General features: G+C 70.9%; 11 protein-coding genes. 6 read left to right on the forward strand and 5 right to left on the reverse strand.

Translation table 11 applies throughout. The annotated features are described in order from the left end of the window. The first annotated feature begins 112 nt into the window (after positions 1-112). The 4 genes from IE325_RS27010 to IE325_RS27025 all read left to right on the forward strand — a co-directional run bounded on the left by IE325_RS27010 (position 113) and on the right by IE325_RS27025 (position 4,671). Positions 113-358, forward strand: a complete 246-nt coding sequence (locus tag IE325_RS27010) for a DUF397 domain-containing protein (protein ID WP_126397947.1) — start codon at positions 113-115, stop codon at positions 356-358. A 178-nt stretch (positions 359-536) separates the two neighbouring features. Next, positions 537-1,442: a universal stress protein gene (locus tag IE325_RS27015; RefSeq protein WP_190072678.1), complete on the forward strand. Its 906-nt coding sequence runs from the start codon at positions 537-539 to the stop codon at positions 1,440-1,442. Positions 1,443-1,670: 228 nt separating this feature from the next. Then, on the forward strand, positions 1,671-2,168 hold the full coding sequence (locus IE325_RS27020; RefSeq protein ID WP_190072679.1) for a hypothetical protein: 498 nt from the start codon (positions 1,671-1,673) through the stop codon (positions 2,166-2,168). A 274-nt stretch (positions 2,169-2,442) separates the two neighbouring features. Continuing rightward, the gene (locus tag IE325_RS27025) at positions 2,443-4,671 is read left to right on the forward strand and encodes a glycoside hydrolase family 95 protein (protein ID WP_190072861.1); all 2,229 of its coding nucleotides are present in this window, start codon (positions 2,443-2,445) and stop codon (positions 4,669-4,671) included. Here IE325_RS27025 and IE325_RS27030 read toward each other — a convergent pair. Further along, the gene (locus IE325_RS27030) at positions 4,653-6,593 is read right to left on the reverse strand and encodes an N-acetylmuramoyl-L-alanine amidase (protein WP_229912062.1); all 1,941 of its coding nucleotides are present in this window, start codon (positions 6,591-6,593) and stop codon (positions 4,653-4,655) included. The genes IE325_RS27025 and IE325_RS27030 overlap by 19 nt on opposite strands. Positions 6,594-6,825: 232 nt before the next feature. Then, complete coding sequence (locus tag IE325_RS27035) at positions 6,826-7,968, reverse strand: aminoglycoside phosphotransferase family protein (protein ID WP_190072680.1); 1,143 nt, start codon at positions 7,966-7,968, stop codon at positions 6,826-6,828. Positions 7,969-8,212: 244 nt separating this feature from the next. Here IE325_RS27035 and IE325_RS27040 point away from each other — a divergent pair, with 244 nt between their 5' ends. Beyond that, positions 8,213-9,706, forward strand: coding sequence for a DNA-binding protein NsdB (locus IE325_RS27040; RefSeq protein WP_190072681.1), 1,494 nt, complete (start codon positions 8,213-8,215; stop codon positions 9,704-9,706). 33 nt (positions 9,707-9,739) lie between these two features. On the opposite strand, the gene IE325_RS27045 is transcribed toward IE325_RS27040, so the two are convergent. Next, the gene (locus tag IE325_RS27045) at positions 9,740-11,122 is read right to left on the reverse strand and encodes a PP2C family protein-serine/threonine phosphatase (protein WP_190072682.1); all 1,383 of its coding nucleotides are present in this window, start codon (positions 11,120-11,122) and stop codon (positions 9,740-9,742) included. A gap of 431 nt (positions 11,123-11,553) precedes the next feature. Here IE325_RS27045 and IE325_RS27050 point away from each other — a divergent pair, with 431 nt between their 5' ends. Further along, complete coding sequence (locus IE325_RS27050) at positions 11,554-11,967, forward strand: SsgA family sporulation/cell division regulator (protein ID WP_190072683.1); 414 nt, start codon at positions 11,554-11,556, stop codon at positions 11,965-11,967. Between the two features lie 47 nt (positions 11,968-12,014). Here IE325_RS27050 and IE325_RS27055 read toward each other — a convergent pair whose 3' ends face one another. After that, a complete protein-coding gene (locus IE325_RS27055; RefSeq protein WP_190072684.1) occupies positions 12,015-13,112 on the reverse strand; it encodes a baeRF3 domain-containing protein in 1,098 nt (365 codons plus the stop codon). A 77-nt stretch (positions 13,113-13,189) separates the two neighbouring features. Then, positions 13,190-14,773 (reverse strand): alpha/beta hydrolase, encoded by a 1,584-nt coding sequence (locus IE325_RS27060; RefSeq protein ID WP_190072863.1) that lies wholly within the window; start codon positions 14,771-14,773, stop codon positions 13,190-13,192. Between the last annotated feature and the right edge of the window lie 188 nt (positions 14,774-14,961).

A 14,961-nucleotide genomic window follows, 5' to 3' on the forward strand; every position in this document is an offset into this window, starting at 1 on the left:
CCGGACGCCGGTGGAGACGCCTCCGCAAAGGTCCCCCTCACGTGGCCTGTTGGCACCCGGGACCGATCGCTAGGCTGACCCGCGGACGACGCGAATCGGGAGGAGCACGGACGTGGCCGAGAGCACCACCATCCAGCAGCAGCCGCTCACGGGCTGGGACAAGCCGGAGCTGGACCTCAGCAACGCCGACTGGCACTCGAGCAGCCGTGGCGTGGGGGATGTCCAGATCGCCTTTGTCGAGGGGTTCATCGCGATGCGCAACAGCGGCCGCCCGGAGAGCCCTTCCCTGATCTTCACACCCGCTGAATGGGGTGCGTTCGTGTCGGGTGCGAGGGAGGGCGAGTTCGATCTGACCTGACGGTGGCACTGGAGGTGGGTCGGCGGGCGGTCGTCGTGCGCGTCGGCCGCCTCAGGGCCTGTCCGGGTGTGTTCCGCCCGTTTTTCCGGACACGCGACCTCGGTAACCCCGCGTGGGCCGATGCCTGAGCCAGGCTGGCCCATGGCGGACAAGGTCGTCATCCGGAGGCGAGGAACCCATGAGCACCCTGCCGGTCATCGCGGCGGTCGACGGTTCGGACGACAGCCTGGTCGCCCTGGACTGGGCCTTCGGGGCCGCCCTGCTGCGCGGGGTGCCGTTGCGGGTGGTGCATGTACAGCAGTTCGCCGCCTGGGCCGGGCCCGAGATCCTCCCAGCGGGACAGCCGGCGACCGAGGACGATCCCGTCCTCCAGGCGGTGCGCCAGTACCTGCGGGGGCGCGACGAGCGACCTGAGACGGAGTACCAGGCCCTGGAGGGAACGCCCGGTGCGACGTTGCCCCAACTGAGTTCCACCGCCCAGCTGTTGGTCCTGGGCAGCCGTGGCCGCGGCGGCTTCGCGAGCCTGCTGCTCGGCTCCAACGGCATGGTCGCCGCACGTGACGCCGAGTGCCCCGTCGTCGTGGTGCCCAAGCCCGGGCGCCAGGTCCACGACGACATGCCGATCGAACCGGGACCCCGGGTCGTCGTCGGCCTTCAGGTCGACAGCCCCGACGACGCCACCCTGTCCTTCGCCTTCGGGGAAGCCGCCCGGCGCGGTGCCCGGCTCCAGGTCGTCGCCGCCTATACATGGCCCCTGCACCTGTGGACGGCGACCACAGCCCAGGTCGTGCCGCCATGGGGCGACCAGGACGCCGTCGAGGCCGAGACCCGCACCCTCGCGCAGGGCTGCCTCGCCCCTCACCGCGAACGCCACCCGGACGTCCCCGCCGAGCCCTACGTGGCCCCGGGCGACGCGGCGGGCCACCTCGTCGCCGCCTCCAGGGACGCGGCCCTGGTCGTCGTGGGCCGTCACCGGCGCCGTCTACTGGCCCCCGCCCGCATGATGGGCTCGGTCACCCAGGCGGTCCTGCTCCACGCCGCGAGCCCGGTGGCGGTGGTGCCGCCCGCACCGCCGGAGCAGTGAGACCACGGGCGCGGCCAACTCCCGTGGGTGCCAAAGGGGGGGGGGCCGCTGTACAGGCGCGGCGGCGTGTACGCGAGTCCGGCCGTCGATCATGGCCGGCTCGCAGCCGAGGAACCGGGTCAGCCTCCGGCCGCCCGGCCCTCAGGCCCCGGGTTCGTCACGTCGGGAGCAGGCCTCGATCCCCTGCCCTCACGTCACGGAACGGTCCCGGCCACGTACCATGGCGGCATGTCGTTCCTCCGCCGCCGCAGCGCCACGCCCGCCGGGCCCGACTTCGACGTACTGGCCATGGACCCGGGCGACTGGCCCGGCAATCTGGGCGCCGGGCTGCTGCCCGCCCCGGACGGCAGCTGCCAGGGTGTCTTCCTGCGCTACGACCTGTTCGGCGGCCGGGGCCCGGCGATGATCATCGGCAATCTGCCCGAGGGGTCCCCGGCCCGCGAGGTGGTGGAGGGCGAGATCCCGTTCGAGGTCGCACAGCTGCTGCTGGCGCTGGAGAACGAGGAGGAGGTCACCGTCGTCGGCAGCGAGGACGTGCCTGTGATGCAGGGCGACAACCTCCTGATCGTGCGCCGGCTGAAGCTCTCCGAGAGCCGGATCTCCTGCGTCCAGTTCGACCGCAGTGACAATGTGCTGGTCACCATCGCCGCCTGGGACCGCCCCATCACCGACGATCTGTACGCCCTCCTGAAGCCGCTGCCGGCGGAGCTCTTCCAGCAGAGCTGAGGCATCCCGCCCACGACCCCGCTGTTCGGGGTTCCGGACGTGTTGTCATGGCCCTTGTCGCAGAGTCATCGGACCTCTAGCGTCAGGGGTCATGTCGTTTGAGCCGCATGCGTCGCATGAGCCCCACGAGTCGTGTGAATCCCCTGAGCCCCACAGGGTCTCCCGAAGAGTGACCTTGAAGGCCGCAGCCGTCGGTGTCGGAGCGCTCGCCCTGGGAGCCGGTGCCACGGAGGCCGTCGCCGCTGATTCATCCGATGTATCGGGTGGGTCGTCGGTGCTCTGGTACGCCACCCCGGCCGCCGACTGGGAGCGCGAGGCCCTGCCTATCGGCAACGGCGCCCTCGGCGCCATGGTGTTCGGCACCCTCGCCTCCGAACGGCTCCAGTTCAACGAGAAGACCCTCTGGACCGGCGGCCCCGGCTCCACCCAGGGCTACGACCACGGCAACTGGCGCGCACCCCGCCCCGACGCGATCACCGCCGTACAGGACGACCTCGACGCGCACACCACCCTCGACCCGGAAGCGGTGGCCGACCGGCTCGGCCAGCCGAGGGTCGGCTACGGCGCCCATCAGACCTTCGGCGACCTCCACCTCGACCTGCCCGACGCGCCGACGACGCCCCCGGCGGACTACCGCCGTGAACTCGACCTCGACAACGCCGTCGCCTCCGTCGTCTACACCCACCAAGGCGTCCGCCACCAAAGGGACTTCTTCGCCTCCCACCCCGACGGCGTGATCGTCGGACGGCTCACCGCCGACCGGCCCGGCAGCGTCACCTTCACCCTGCGCCACACCTCGCCCCGCACCGACTTCACCGCCACAGCCACCGCCGGCACCCTGACCGTGCGAGGCGCGCTCGCCGACAACGGCCTCCGTTTCGAGGCCCAGGTCCGGGTCCGCGCCCAGGGCGGCACCGTGACCTCGGGCGTCGACGGCACCATCAGCGTGACCGGCGCCGACAGCGCCTGGTTCGTCCTGTCCGCCGGGACGGACTACGCCGACACCTACCCGGACTACCGAGGCCCGGACCCGCACACCGCCGTCAGCCGCGCCCTGCGAGAAGCGGGCGACCGATACCAGTCCCTGCTGGTCAGACACGTCCGCGACCACCGAGCCCTCTTCGGCCGCGTGCGCCTCGACATCGGCCAGTCACTCCCCGCGGACGTCCCCACCGACCGCCTCCTGGCCTCGTACACCGGCGGGACCAGCGCGGCCGACCGCGCCCTGGAAGCCCTCTACTTCCAGTACGGCCGCTACCTGCTCATCGCCTCCTCGCGCCCCGGCTCCCTGCCCGCCAACCTCCAGGGCGTCTGGAACAACAGCACCACACCCCCGTGGTCGGCGGACTACCACACCAACATCAACATCCAGATGAACTACTGGCCCGCCGAGGCCGCGAACCTCGCCGAGACGACGGTGCCCTACGACCGTTTCGTCGAGGCCCTCCGTGCGCCGGGACGCCGGACGGCACAGGAGATGTTCGGCTCGCGCGGCTGGGTCGTGCACAACGAGACCAATCCCTACGGATTCACCGGCGTGCACGACTGGGCGACCGCCTTCTGGTTCCCCGAGGCCGCGGCCTGGCTCACCCAGCAGATGTACGAGCACTACAGATTCGGTGGCTCCACCGACTATCTGCGCTCCACCGCGTACCCCGTGATGAAGGAGGCCACCGAGTTCTGGCTCGACAACCTGCGCACCGACCCGCGCGACGGCACCCTCGTCGTCACCCCCAGCTACTCACCCGAGCACGGCGACTTCACCGCCGGCGCCGCCATGTCGCAGCAGATCGTCCACGACCTGCTCACCAACACCCTCGAAGCGTCCCGGATCCTGGGCGACACACCCGACTTCCGCCACCGAGTCGAGGAGGCGCTGGCACGGCTCGACCCCGGCCTGCGCATCGGATCGTGGGGCCAACTCCAGGAATGGAAGGCCGACTTGGACGACGCCGCCGACACCCACCGGCATGTCTCGCACCTGTTCGCCCTGCACCCCGGGCGGCAGATCGAACCCGGCAGCCGCTGGGCCGAGGCAGCCAAGGTCTCCCTGACCGCACGCGGCGACGGCGGCACCGGCTGGTCCAAGGCCTGGAAGATCAACTTCTGGGCGAGGTTGCACGACGGCGACCACGCCCACAAGATGCTCGGCGAACAGCTCAAGTCCTCCACCCTGCCCAACCTCTGGGACACCCACCCGCCGTTCCAGATCGACGGCAACTTCGGCGCCACCTCGGGCATTGTGGAGATGCTTCTGCAGAGCCAGCACGACATCATCGAGGTATTGCCCGCCCTACCCGCCGCTTGGCCGACCGGCTCGGTGCACGGCCTGCGCGCCCGCGGCGGCGCCACGCTCGACGTCGACTGGGCGGACGGACGGGTCACCCGCATCGCCCTGAGGGCGACCCGAACCCGTGAACTCACCCTTCGGAGCGACCTGTTCGAGGGCGGGCGACTGACGCTCAGAGCGGTCGCCGGGCGCCGCTACGTCTGGGGGACGTAGGTGCCCGAAGGCACCACCCGCACATCCGCCGCCCGCACATACCCCACCCGGTGACCGAACTGGATCTCGTAGTACTGATCCTTGCCGGTCACCACCTGGTGCGAGGCCTCGTCGAAGTCCACCGCGTAGTAGTACTCGCCCGGCATCTTGCCGCCGACCACATACTGCTGGCCGGCCGGCAAGGTGTACGGCAGCTCCGACACCGTCTGGACCGGGACGTCCGCCGGATAGGCGGAGGCCTCGGGGTAGGGGCGCCCGTACACCGGGACGCTCGTCAGGCCCTCCCTCGGCATCACCACCGGCCCGGCCGCGTGCACCGCGGTCGGGTTCGACCTCGGGTTCCTGAACCACGCCTTCTCGCCCCGGAACCAGATCGCCGTCCAGTCGCCCTCCCGCCCTGCGACCGCGTACTGCTGTCCGGTCGAGACCCGCGAGGACAGGTCGTTCACGCCCTTGGTGGGGGTGGAGCCCAGACCGATGTCCTTGAGCAGCGGATACGACTCACCGGGCCCGGAGTACAGCCGCACCGCGCTCGAACCGTGGTCCGCGCAGGGCTCGCCCGCGGTGACACAGCCGGTGTACTCCGGCCGATTGGTGGCGTAGTCGGGGCGGATCGTCACCAGGCCGCCGTACGGACCCGCGGTGGGCACGATGGGGCGGCCGAGCAGTTCGAAGTAGTGCCGCCAGTCCCAGTACGGGCCCGGGTCGGTGTGCATACCGCTGATCGTCGACGTGGTCGCACCCGGCACGGTGTCATGGCCGAGGATGTGCTGCCGGTCCAGCGGGATGCCGTACCGCTTGGAGAGGTAGGACACCAGGCGGGCCGAGGAGCGGTACATCGCCTCCGTGTACCAGGCGTCCGGCCGGGCCAGGAAGCCCTCGTGCTCCAGACCGATCGACTTGGCGTTGATGGCCCAGTTGCCCGCGTGCCAGGCCACATCCTTGGCCTTCACATGCTGGGCGATATGCCCATCCGTGGAGCGCAGTGTGTATTGCCAGGACACATAGGTGGGGTCCTGCACCATATTGAGGACGCCCTCCCAGGCGCCCTCCGTGTCATGGATGACGATGTACTCGATGCGCTGGGAGGCCGGACGGTCGCCCAGGTCGTGGTTGCCGTAGTCGTCCTCCCCGAACTCCTCGTACGGTGCCGGGACCCACTCGCAGGACACCGTCGGCGGGCACTCGGTCTCCGTGGTGTCGAGCGTGCGCAGCCCCGCCCGCCGCAACTGCCCGGCGTCGGGCGACAACCGCGGCTGGGCGGCCAGCGCCACCAGCTGGCCCGAGTCCGTCTCCCGCTCCTGCCCGGTGCGCAGCACGTCATAGACGTCGTTCGCGTACGCCGTGGCCGTCGCGGTGTCATCGGCGCCGGAGAAGCGGGCCACCGCGCCGTACCAGTCCGCCGGGTCGGAGCTGAGCGGTCCGCCCAGCTCCTTCTGCGCGGCGGCGAGCAGCGCGGCGCCGCCGGCCACATTGGCGGCCGGATCCGTACGCAGCTCCTTCGGGCTCAGCCCGGTCAGTTCGGCCGCCTTCGGGAGCGTCCTGAGGCGGGCCGGGATCTTGGTGGACTTCGGCGGTTTCGTCTCGGGGGTGAGGGCCGGGCGGGCACTGTCGCCGCGGGCGTCCTCCGTGCCGTCGCCGTGGTGGGTCGCGGTCGCGGACTCGGCGAGGGCGGTGCGGGCGTCGGTGAGATGCATCGGGCCGTAGCCGCCGGTCACGCTGGGCGCCCCGGCGTGCGCGTCCCAGCGGGACTGCAGATAGGAGACACCGAGCAGGACGCTCTGCGGCACGTGGTACTCGGCGGCGGCGGAGGTGAAGGCCGACTGCAGGCCGTGCTCCGAGCGCCGGGCGTCGGACGGGGCCGCGCCGAGCAGGGGGAACAGCAGGGTCGCAGCGGCCAGGGCGGTGACGGATCCTCGCAAAGCAGCCTCCTGGGACGGTCGGGCGCGCTGAGCCGTACGGGCCGGGTGTGGGTCTGTGGTACCCGCTGTCCGACGATCCGTCAATCATGCCAAGAGGCGGGAGAATTGCCTTGTCAACGAGGCCTCCCGGGTGTTTCCGCTACGCCGACCGGGTGTTCGGCCGTCCGGCCGGGCATACGAAAGTCCGCGGTCCGCCGCTGTCTCCAGGGCGTACCGCGGACCATCGTCCCCGTCAGCGAGTGCCGACCGCCGCACGCACGGCCCGCCGGGCCAGCTGGCAGTCGTCGTGCAGCCGCCTCAACAGCAGCCGCTGTTCCTCGCCGGACGGCGCAGCACCCGGGTGGGCCACTCCCGATGCCGCCGGGGTCGAGTCGTGCATCGAACGCTGCACGGCCGTCTCATACGTACGGATCTCGCGGGTCAGCACCAGCATCAGGTTCACCAGGAACGCGTCCCGGGAAGCCGGACCCGCCGACTGCGCGATCTGGCTGATCTGCCGTCGGGCCACCGGTGCGTCCCCGAGCACCGACCACAGCGTGGCCAGGTCGTAGCCCGGCAGGTACCAGCCCGCGTGCTCCCAGTCCACCAGCACTGGACCGGCCGGTGAGAGCAGGATGTTCGACAGCAGCGCGTCGCCGTGGCAGAACTGGCCCATGCCCTGCCGGCCCGCGCCCGCCGCGATGCCGTGCAGCAGCTTCTGCAGATCGCCCATGTCCCGGTCGGTGAGCAGACCCAGCTCGTGGTACCGGGAGATCTTGGACGCGTACTCGAGCGGAGCGTCGAACGTGCCCGCCGGCGGCCGCCAGGCGTTGAGCCGGCAGATCGCGCCGAGTGCCGCCCTGATGTCCGCACGCGGCGGTACCTCTGCCGGGTGCCGCTGAAGGGCCGCCACTCGTCCCGGCATCCGCTCGATGACGAGGGTGCAGTTGTCCGGATCCGCCGCGATCAGTCTCGGCACACGCACCGGGGGGCGGTGCCGGACGAACGCGCGGTATGCCGCTATCTCGTGCCGGATCCGCTCGGCCCAGGCCGGCGAGTGGTCAAGTAAACACTTGGCGACGGCCGTGCTGCGCCCGGTCGTGCCGACCAGGAGTACGGACCGCCCGCTGCGGCGCAGCACCTGGACCGGCGCGAACTCCGGGCAGATCCGGTGCACCGACGCGATCGCCGAACGCAGCTGGGCGCCCTGGGGGCCGGACAAGTCGAGTCTCCCGCTGAGCGGTTGGGTGCCGAGCCCCGCGGCGCGCGGCGGCCGGCCCGCACCGAGCACGGGGGCGGGTGCCGACCGGGCGGGGGCGAGATAGGGGCCGCTGCCCGCCGGGCGGGCACGCAGCGACCGGGGCGGTGCGGACACGGAGGACGATGCTGCGTACATGGGAGAAACAGATCCCTTCGTGTGCCTGCGAAGTCAAAGCGCTGCCCGATCCGGCCGCCCGGGTGCACCCTGGGGAATGCTCCCTCGTACTCAAAAGGCGACCGGGTCGGGGTGGCGCGTTCCTACCTGACACCCGATGCGCAGTGGCACACCATCTGGCGGACCCTGGCGAACCCTGGCGAATAGTCCCGAGGCAACTCTCCCGGGGCTACTGTCAACTCAGCCGAGAACCTGGGGGCTTGACGTGAGCGGAGAACCCAACACCCGCCTATCGGACCTGTTCGGCCTGGCCGGCTGGTCCAAGGGCGAGCTCGCGAGGCTGGTCAACCGGCAGGCGGCGGCCATGGGCCACCCCCAGCTGGCGACCGACACCTCGCGGGTGCGGCGGTGGATCGACATGGGAGAGATCCCGCGCGATCCGGTGCCGCGGGTGCTGGCAGCTCTGTTCACCGAGCGTCTCGGCCGTGTCGTGACCATTGAGGACCTAGGTCTGGTCCGGCACGGGCGTGGTGGGAAGCGGCAGGACCCCGGGAGTGTGGAGCATCCCGATGGTGTGCCGTGGGCGCCCGAACGGACCGCCGCGGTCCTCACCGAATTCACGGGAATGGACCTCATGCTCAACCGACGCGGCTTGGTGGGCGCGGGTGCCGCGCTCGCCGCGGGATCCGCACTCAGCAGCGCCATGCACGACTGGCTGCACTCCGACCCGGCCCTCAAGGCCGATGCCCCCCAGTTCGACGACCCCCTGCATGCCGACCCCGCCGGTTTCGACCGGTACGAGGCGGCCCCGATCGGGTCGCAGGAGATCGAGGAACTGGAGCGCTCGGTAGAGGTGTTCCGGGCCTGGGACGCGGCCCGCGGCGGCGGGTTGCAACGCAAGGCAGTCGTGGGCCAGCTCAACGAGGTGGGCGGCATGCTCGCCTACCGACACCCCGAACATCTCCAGCGGCGCCTGTGGGGCGTCGCCGCCAACCTCGCCGTCCTCGCGGGCTGGATGTCGCATGACGTCGGCCTCGAACCCACGGCCCAGAAGTACTTCGTCATCGCCGCCCATGCGGCCCGAGAGGGCGGCGACCGGCCCCGTGCGTCGGAGGCGCTCTCCCGAGCGGCTCGCCAGATGGTGCACCTGGGCCGGCCCGACGACGCACTCGACCTGATGAAACTCGCCCATTCCGGCTCCGGCGAGGAGGTGCTGCCGCGCACCAGGGCCATGTTCCACACCATCGAGGCGTGGGCGCAGGCATCCAAGGGCAAGGGCCAGGCCATGCGCCGAACCCTCGGGCAGGCGGAGGACCTGTTCGTCTCCGACAGGGGCGATGTGCCGCCGCCGAGCTGGATGCAGCTGTTCAACGAGGCGGATCTGTACGGCATGCAGGCCCTGTCCTACCGGACCCTGGCGGAGTACGAGCCGGGCGCGGCGGCACACGCCCAGCACTACGCCGAGAAGGCCCTGGCGCTCCGCGTCGACGCACAGGAACGCTCAAGGATCTTCGACAACCTGTCCATGGCGTCCGCCTGCTTCATCGCGGACGACCCCGAACAGGCCGACCGCTACGCACGGCTGGCCCTGATGTCCATGGGTTCCAACTCGTCCGGCCGCACCTGGGACCGGCTCCGGCAGATGTACCGGCTCACCGCCGAGTACGCCAGTTACCCGAGGATCCATGAGCTGCGGGAGGAGATCCGGTTGGCGCTGCCCAGGGTGAAGAAGCCCGGTGGCGGCAGCGCGCAGGCATAGGGGGCCTGCGCGCCCGGTCGAACCTCTCGGGTGCTAGGACGTCACCCTTGCCATCAGCACGCAGGCGTCGTCCTCGCGCTCACTCGCACCGAACTCGTCCACGACCAGCTGTACACAGTCCTGTGCCGTGCCCGCCTCGCCGAGGCGGGGGCCCAGGGCGAGGATGAGGTTCACGGAGTCCGCTCCGCTGTGCCCCGGCACCAGTCCGTCGGTGTGCAGCAGCAGCAGGTCGCCCACCTCGAGGGTCTCCTCCGCCTGTGCGTACACGGCCCCCGAGGTGGCTCCGAGCAGGACGCCGTCCGGCGCGTTCAGCCTGCGCCCCGTCCCGTCGCGGAACAGCAGCGGGGCGGGGTGTCCGGCCCGCGCCCAGCTGAGGGTGCGGGTGTCGGGGCGGTAGCGACAGCAGACGGCGCTGCCGAGGGCCGGCTGGACGGTGGCGTCGAGTAACTGGTTGAGCCAGGACATCAGTTGCCCCGGCTGGGTGCCGGCCATCGCCATGCCGCGTACGGCGCCCAGCAGGGTCGCCATGCCGGATGCCACGGCGACTCCGTGGCCGGTGAGGTCGCCGACGCTCAACAGCGTCTCGCCGTCGGCCAGTTCGAGCGCGTCGTACCAGTCGCCGCCGATCAGCGCGCTCGTCGACGAGGGGAGGTGGTGGGCCGCCAGGTCCAGAGTCTCGGGGCCCCGGTGCGGGAGCCGCAGGGAGCCACGCCACGGCGGCAGCACGGCCTCCTGCAGCTCGACCGCGAGCCGGTGCTCGGTCTGCGCCCGGTGCCGGTCGCGCTGGAGCGAGTCACGGGTCTCGCTCACGGCGCGCTGACTCCGGCGCAGTTCACTGACGTCCCGCAGCACGGCCCACATCGAGGCGGTGCTGCCGTCGGCGTCGAGCACGGGTTCGCCCATCATGTGCACCGTACGGACCTCGCCGTCCGGCCGTACGATCCGGAACTCGCCGTCGATGGGCTTGGCGTCGACCAGGCAGTCGGTGACCATCGCCGTCAGCTTCGGCCGGTCCTCGTCGAGCACCACGGAGGGCAGCTCGTCGAGGGTGAGCGGTGCCGTCGCGGGGTCGCGCCCCAGGATCTGGTAGAGCTCGCCGGACCAACCGGCCTCGTCCGTGAGGAGGTTCCACTCCGCGCTGCCGACCCGGCTGAGCAGTGAGTCGCTCCGGGGCGCGGGTGCCGGCCCGTCGCGCAGCTGCCCGAGGTGCTCGTCGAGGTCGTTCAGCTGGTGCAGCGCGAGGTCGTACAGCGCCCGCTGCCACCGCTCCCGCGGATCCGAACCGTCGCTCCGGGCGTCCCGGCGTACGGCGTCGACGTCGCCCTTGAGGCGTCGCGTCTGCGATATGAGCGCATCGACCGAGCCGCGTCCGGGCGGCTGAGCGGCGGGGTGGTCCGCAGAGAGATGGGGCGGCATGACGCACTCCGAGGCGGGGACGGTACGACCAAGGCTGACGGAAGGACCGTTACGACTGTTGCACAGCCCGCGACGCCCTGTAAGGGATTTGGCAACACCCGATTCGGTGGTGCGCCCGGCATATGCCAGAGTCTCCTCAAAGGGCTCGTGTGGTGCGAACGGCGTACGTCGCCGACGGGGTCAAGTCGTAGGTGGCGTACGGGATTTGATGGGTCTGTGGGGCGATCGTACGGCCCTCATGCGCATGTTCGACGGCCGCATGTTCAAGGTGTGGAGCGGCGGTGGCCGTGGGTTGTCCGGGCCCCGTCATGGGGAGTGACGCAGCTCACAAAATTCATGTGCCTCTCGGTGTAATGCGAAGGGCGTCTGCGGAGTCGTAAAAGCACAGCGGCAAAAACCGTCCGACCGCCGACCCGCAGGGGAGACCGCCCATGGACATCGCCCTCCAGCAGCCCGTCCGCGCCCGGCTCATCACCGGTGAGGAGCGGGAGGTCCCGGTGCCCGCCACGCTGCGGTACGCCTCGACGGACCCGCTGGCGGTGTATGTCGACTTCCCGGGCGATGTCTCCCTCGACGGTCAGGGCGCCACCTGGACCTTCGCGCGCGGACTGCTGGAGGCGGGGCTGCGCGGCCCGGCCGGTGACGGGGACGTGCACATCTGGCCGTGCGGCCAGGACCGGACGGTCGTGGAACTGCACTCGCCGTACGGCATGGCCCTGCTCCAGTTCGACACCGCGGCCCTGAACCGTTTCCTGCTGCGCACCTACGCCGTGGTCGCGGCCGGTGAGGAGGATCTGGAGGCGGTCGTGGAGCGCGGGCTGAGCGCGCTCTTCGGCGGCGTGTGAGGAGGCGGCCGAGCCCGCCGCTGTGCCTCCTCCTCACCCGACCGGGGTCAGTACCGCAGCACTCCGGCGATCCCTTGTGAATCGCTCAGGCTGCCGTCCGGTACGAAGCGGACCTCGGCGCCGGTCTCCAGGCACTGCTCGACGATCTCGTCCACGATGTCCTCGCGGGCGTCGAGTTCGCCGCTCACGGCCGGGATCAGATGGTCGCCCTCCTCGCCGCGCACCGTGATCCGGTAGTTCTCCTCCACGGCCAGCAGCCGGATCCGGCCCTCGCGGGCGCTGTGCCAGACCTCGTCGACCCCGGCCGCGTACGCCTTGTGCCCGTGGGCGGATTCGAGTTCGCGCAGGACATCGTCGGTGCTCCTGCGGATCTCGGCGGTGATCCGCGGCCGGATCGCCTGCCACACCGCCTCGCGGGTGCCGTGCGCGAGCCCGCCGTGCGGGATGTGCACCCCGGCCTTGGTGGCGCCGCCGATCTCGCTCAGCAGGGACAGCGCCGCCTGCTCGCCGGTGATGTAGAGCGGCCGCGGTTCGCGCCGCAGGATCGTGCTCATGGCCGAGTCGGCGTCCTTGAGGAAGTGGCGGGTGCCCTCGTCGCGGAACGTGCTCGGAGTGTCGCCGATCTGCTCCCGGCGCTCGGCGTCGAAGTTCTCCACGGTCCGGGTCAGCGGGAAGCCGCCCAGGCGCGCCTCGGTGATGCGGTCCAGATTGCCGTTCCACAGGGCGACGCGGTCGGCGGAGACCGACAGGACCCAGTAGGGCCGCTCGGCGGCGTGCGCGGAGACCAGGTTGCGGGTGAGGAAGGTGTCCGAGAGCACCACGCGCTCGGGCACGGAACGGGCGAGCGACCACACCTGGTGCTCACCGGGCGCGGCGAAGATCACCAGGCCGTCCTCGGCATAGGTGAGATCGACCTCGGCGAGGGCCTGGTCGAGCTGGCGCTCGACGTCCGTCCGTCGCTCGCGGGTGACCGAGGGATCGGCCTCCAGCTGCTTCTTGGCCTCGGCCACGACATTGCGCAGCCGGACCTGGTCCTGGGCCCGGTAGGGCTCTCGGCGATGCGTCGGCGTCAGCACGGACACGGCCGGATACGGGCGCGGGCGCCGCAGCTCGATCAGCGTTGTGGGACTGAGTGCGTGCTCCATAAGAGCACGATAGGGCCGTTTCACCGATCGGGCATTAGGGGCAATCCCATCCGCGATCCCCGCACCCGGACCCCGCCCTACTCGGAGTCGTCCTCAGGCCCGCAGGAACTGCCGTCGGGAGGCAGCGTGCCGTACAGCAGGAATGTGTCGACCTTGTTGTGCACACACTTGGAAGAGGCGTAACCGGTATGGCCGTTGCCCTTGTTGTCGAGCACCACGGCCGAGGAGCCGAGCCGCCGTGCCGTCTCCACGGTCCAGCGGTACGGCGTCGCCGGGTCGCCGCGGGTGCCCACGAGAAGCATCTTCGGCGTGGACACGTCCTTGACCTCGTCGCGGATGAAGTCCGTGCCCCTGGGGCGGCCGTAGCACGTCAGCACTCCGCTGAGCTGGTACGGCCCGAAGACGGGTGAGGCCTGCTTGTACTTGGCGCTCAGCCGGTCGAGGTTGTCGACGATCTGCCGTCCCGTCGGGCGGTCGGGGTCGTCGGCGCAGTTGATCGCCATCAGGGCGGCGGGCATGTTGTCGAGGGGGACGTCCTCCTGGTCCACCAGGCCGCCGTCGGGGTCGTCGGTCTCCTCGCGCCGCGCGGGCGCCGCCCCGCCGGACGCGAAGGTCTCGATGGCGTTGGTGTCGCCGTCCTCGACGAGCGAGGCCAGGGCGCGCTCCAGGGAGGGCCACAACTCCTGGCTGTAGAGGGCCTGTCCCATGGCGCTGACCAGGTCCTGCCCGGTGAAGGGCTCACCGAAGGCCGACGGCACGGGATCCGCGTCCAGCGCGTCGACGAGCCGCACGACCTGCTTGCGGGCCTCACGCGCGTCCGTCCCGAACGGACAGGCGATGTCGTTCACGCACCAGTTGACGAACTCGTCCAGTGCCTGCTGCTGCCCTCGTGCGCTCACCGCGCCCTGCTCGGTCAGCGGCTCAGTCAGGGTGTCCACGCCGTCCAGCACGAACCGGCCGACCTTCTCGGGGAACTGGGCGGCGTACACCGCGCCCAGCCGCGTTCCGTACGAGAAGCCCAGGTAGTTGAGCTTGTCGTCGCCGAGGGCCTGACGCATCACATCCATGTCGCGCGAGGCGTTGACCGTGCCTATGTGGGGCAGCACGGGCCCGGAGTGGCGGGCGCAGATGGCAGCCGCCTTCCTCAGCTGGGCCAGCACGGCCTGCGGATCCCGGCCCAGTTCCGAGCTGTCGTCCGGCAGGTCGATCTCCTCCTCGCCGTCGCCGCAGCTGACCGGGGAGGACCTGCCGACGCCACGCGGATCGAACGTCACGATGTCGTAGTTGTCCGTCAGCCCCATGAACTCCTTGCCGCCGGCCATGAACTCGGGGACGCCGGAGCCGCCCGGTCCGCCGAAGTTCAGCAGCACCGAGCCGTGCTTGTCGCCGGTGGCCCGGAAGCGGGCGAGCGCGAGATCGAGCTTGCCCGCGCGCGGGTGGGCGTAGTCGAGGGGGACGGTGACCTTGCCGCACTGGAGATCCTTCGGCAGTCCTTCGCCCGGACACTTCGCCCAGGTGACCTTCTGCTGGTAGAAGCGGGTCAGGTCGGGCTCCGGGTCGTCCGTGGCCGCGGTCAGGCCCGTGCCGAGCAGGGCGAGACCGACCGAGCCGATGACCGCGCAGCGTCGCAGCATGGACCGCGTGGACAGCTTGGCCAGCATGGATGCCTCCAGGACGCCCGTCGCGGACCGGGAAACGGCGTCCTCGATCACGATAAGCGGGCCCCGGAGGGCACGCCTCCCGGCGAGCGGCATCGCCCCAGCTGCCGTACCCTGCGCGCTTGCGTTCTTATCGGGCGTTTTTGCCACTAGTTCGACAAGCGTGCCACTCGATGGGGTGAAAGGCCGAT

The organism is Streptomyces lanatus (assembly GCF_014655715.1).
Classification (GTDB): domain Bacteria; phylum Actinomycetota; class Actinomycetes; order Streptomycetales; family Streptomycetaceae; genus Streptomyces; species Streptomyces lanatus.

What these genes read in the sequence shown, in the direction of transcription:
- IE325_RS27015 (WP_190072678.1), top strand. Translation starts at nt 537, where the DNA reads ATGAGCACCCTGCCGGTCATCGCGGCGGTCGACGGTTCGGACGACAGC.
- IE325_RS27020 (WP_190072679.1), top strand. Translation starts at nt 1,671, where the DNA reads ATGTCGTTCCTCCGCCGCCGCAGCGCCACGCCCGCCGGGCCCGACTTC.
- IE325_RS27035 (WP_190072680.1), bottom strand. Translation starts at nt 7,968, where the DNA reads ATGTACGCAGCATCGTCCTCCGTGTCCGCACCGCCCCGGTCGCTGCGT.
- IE325_RS27045 (WP_190072682.1), bottom strand. Translation starts at nt 11,122, where the DNA reads ATGCCGCCCCATCTCTCTGCGGACCACCCCGCCGCTCAGCCGCCCGGA.
- IE325_RS27050 (WP_190072683.1), top strand. Translation starts at nt 11,554, where the DNA reads ATGGACATCGCCCTCCAGCAGCCCGTCCGCGCCCGGCTCATCACCGGT.
- IE325_RS27055 (WP_190072684.1), bottom strand. Translation starts at nt 13,112, where the DNA reads ATGGAGCACGCACTCAGTCCCACAACGCTGATCGAGCTGCGGCGCCCG.
- IE325_RS27060 (WP_190072863.1), bottom strand. Translation starts at nt 14,773, where the DNA reads ATGCTGGCCAAGCTGTCCACGCGGTCCATGCTGCGACGCTGCGCGGTC.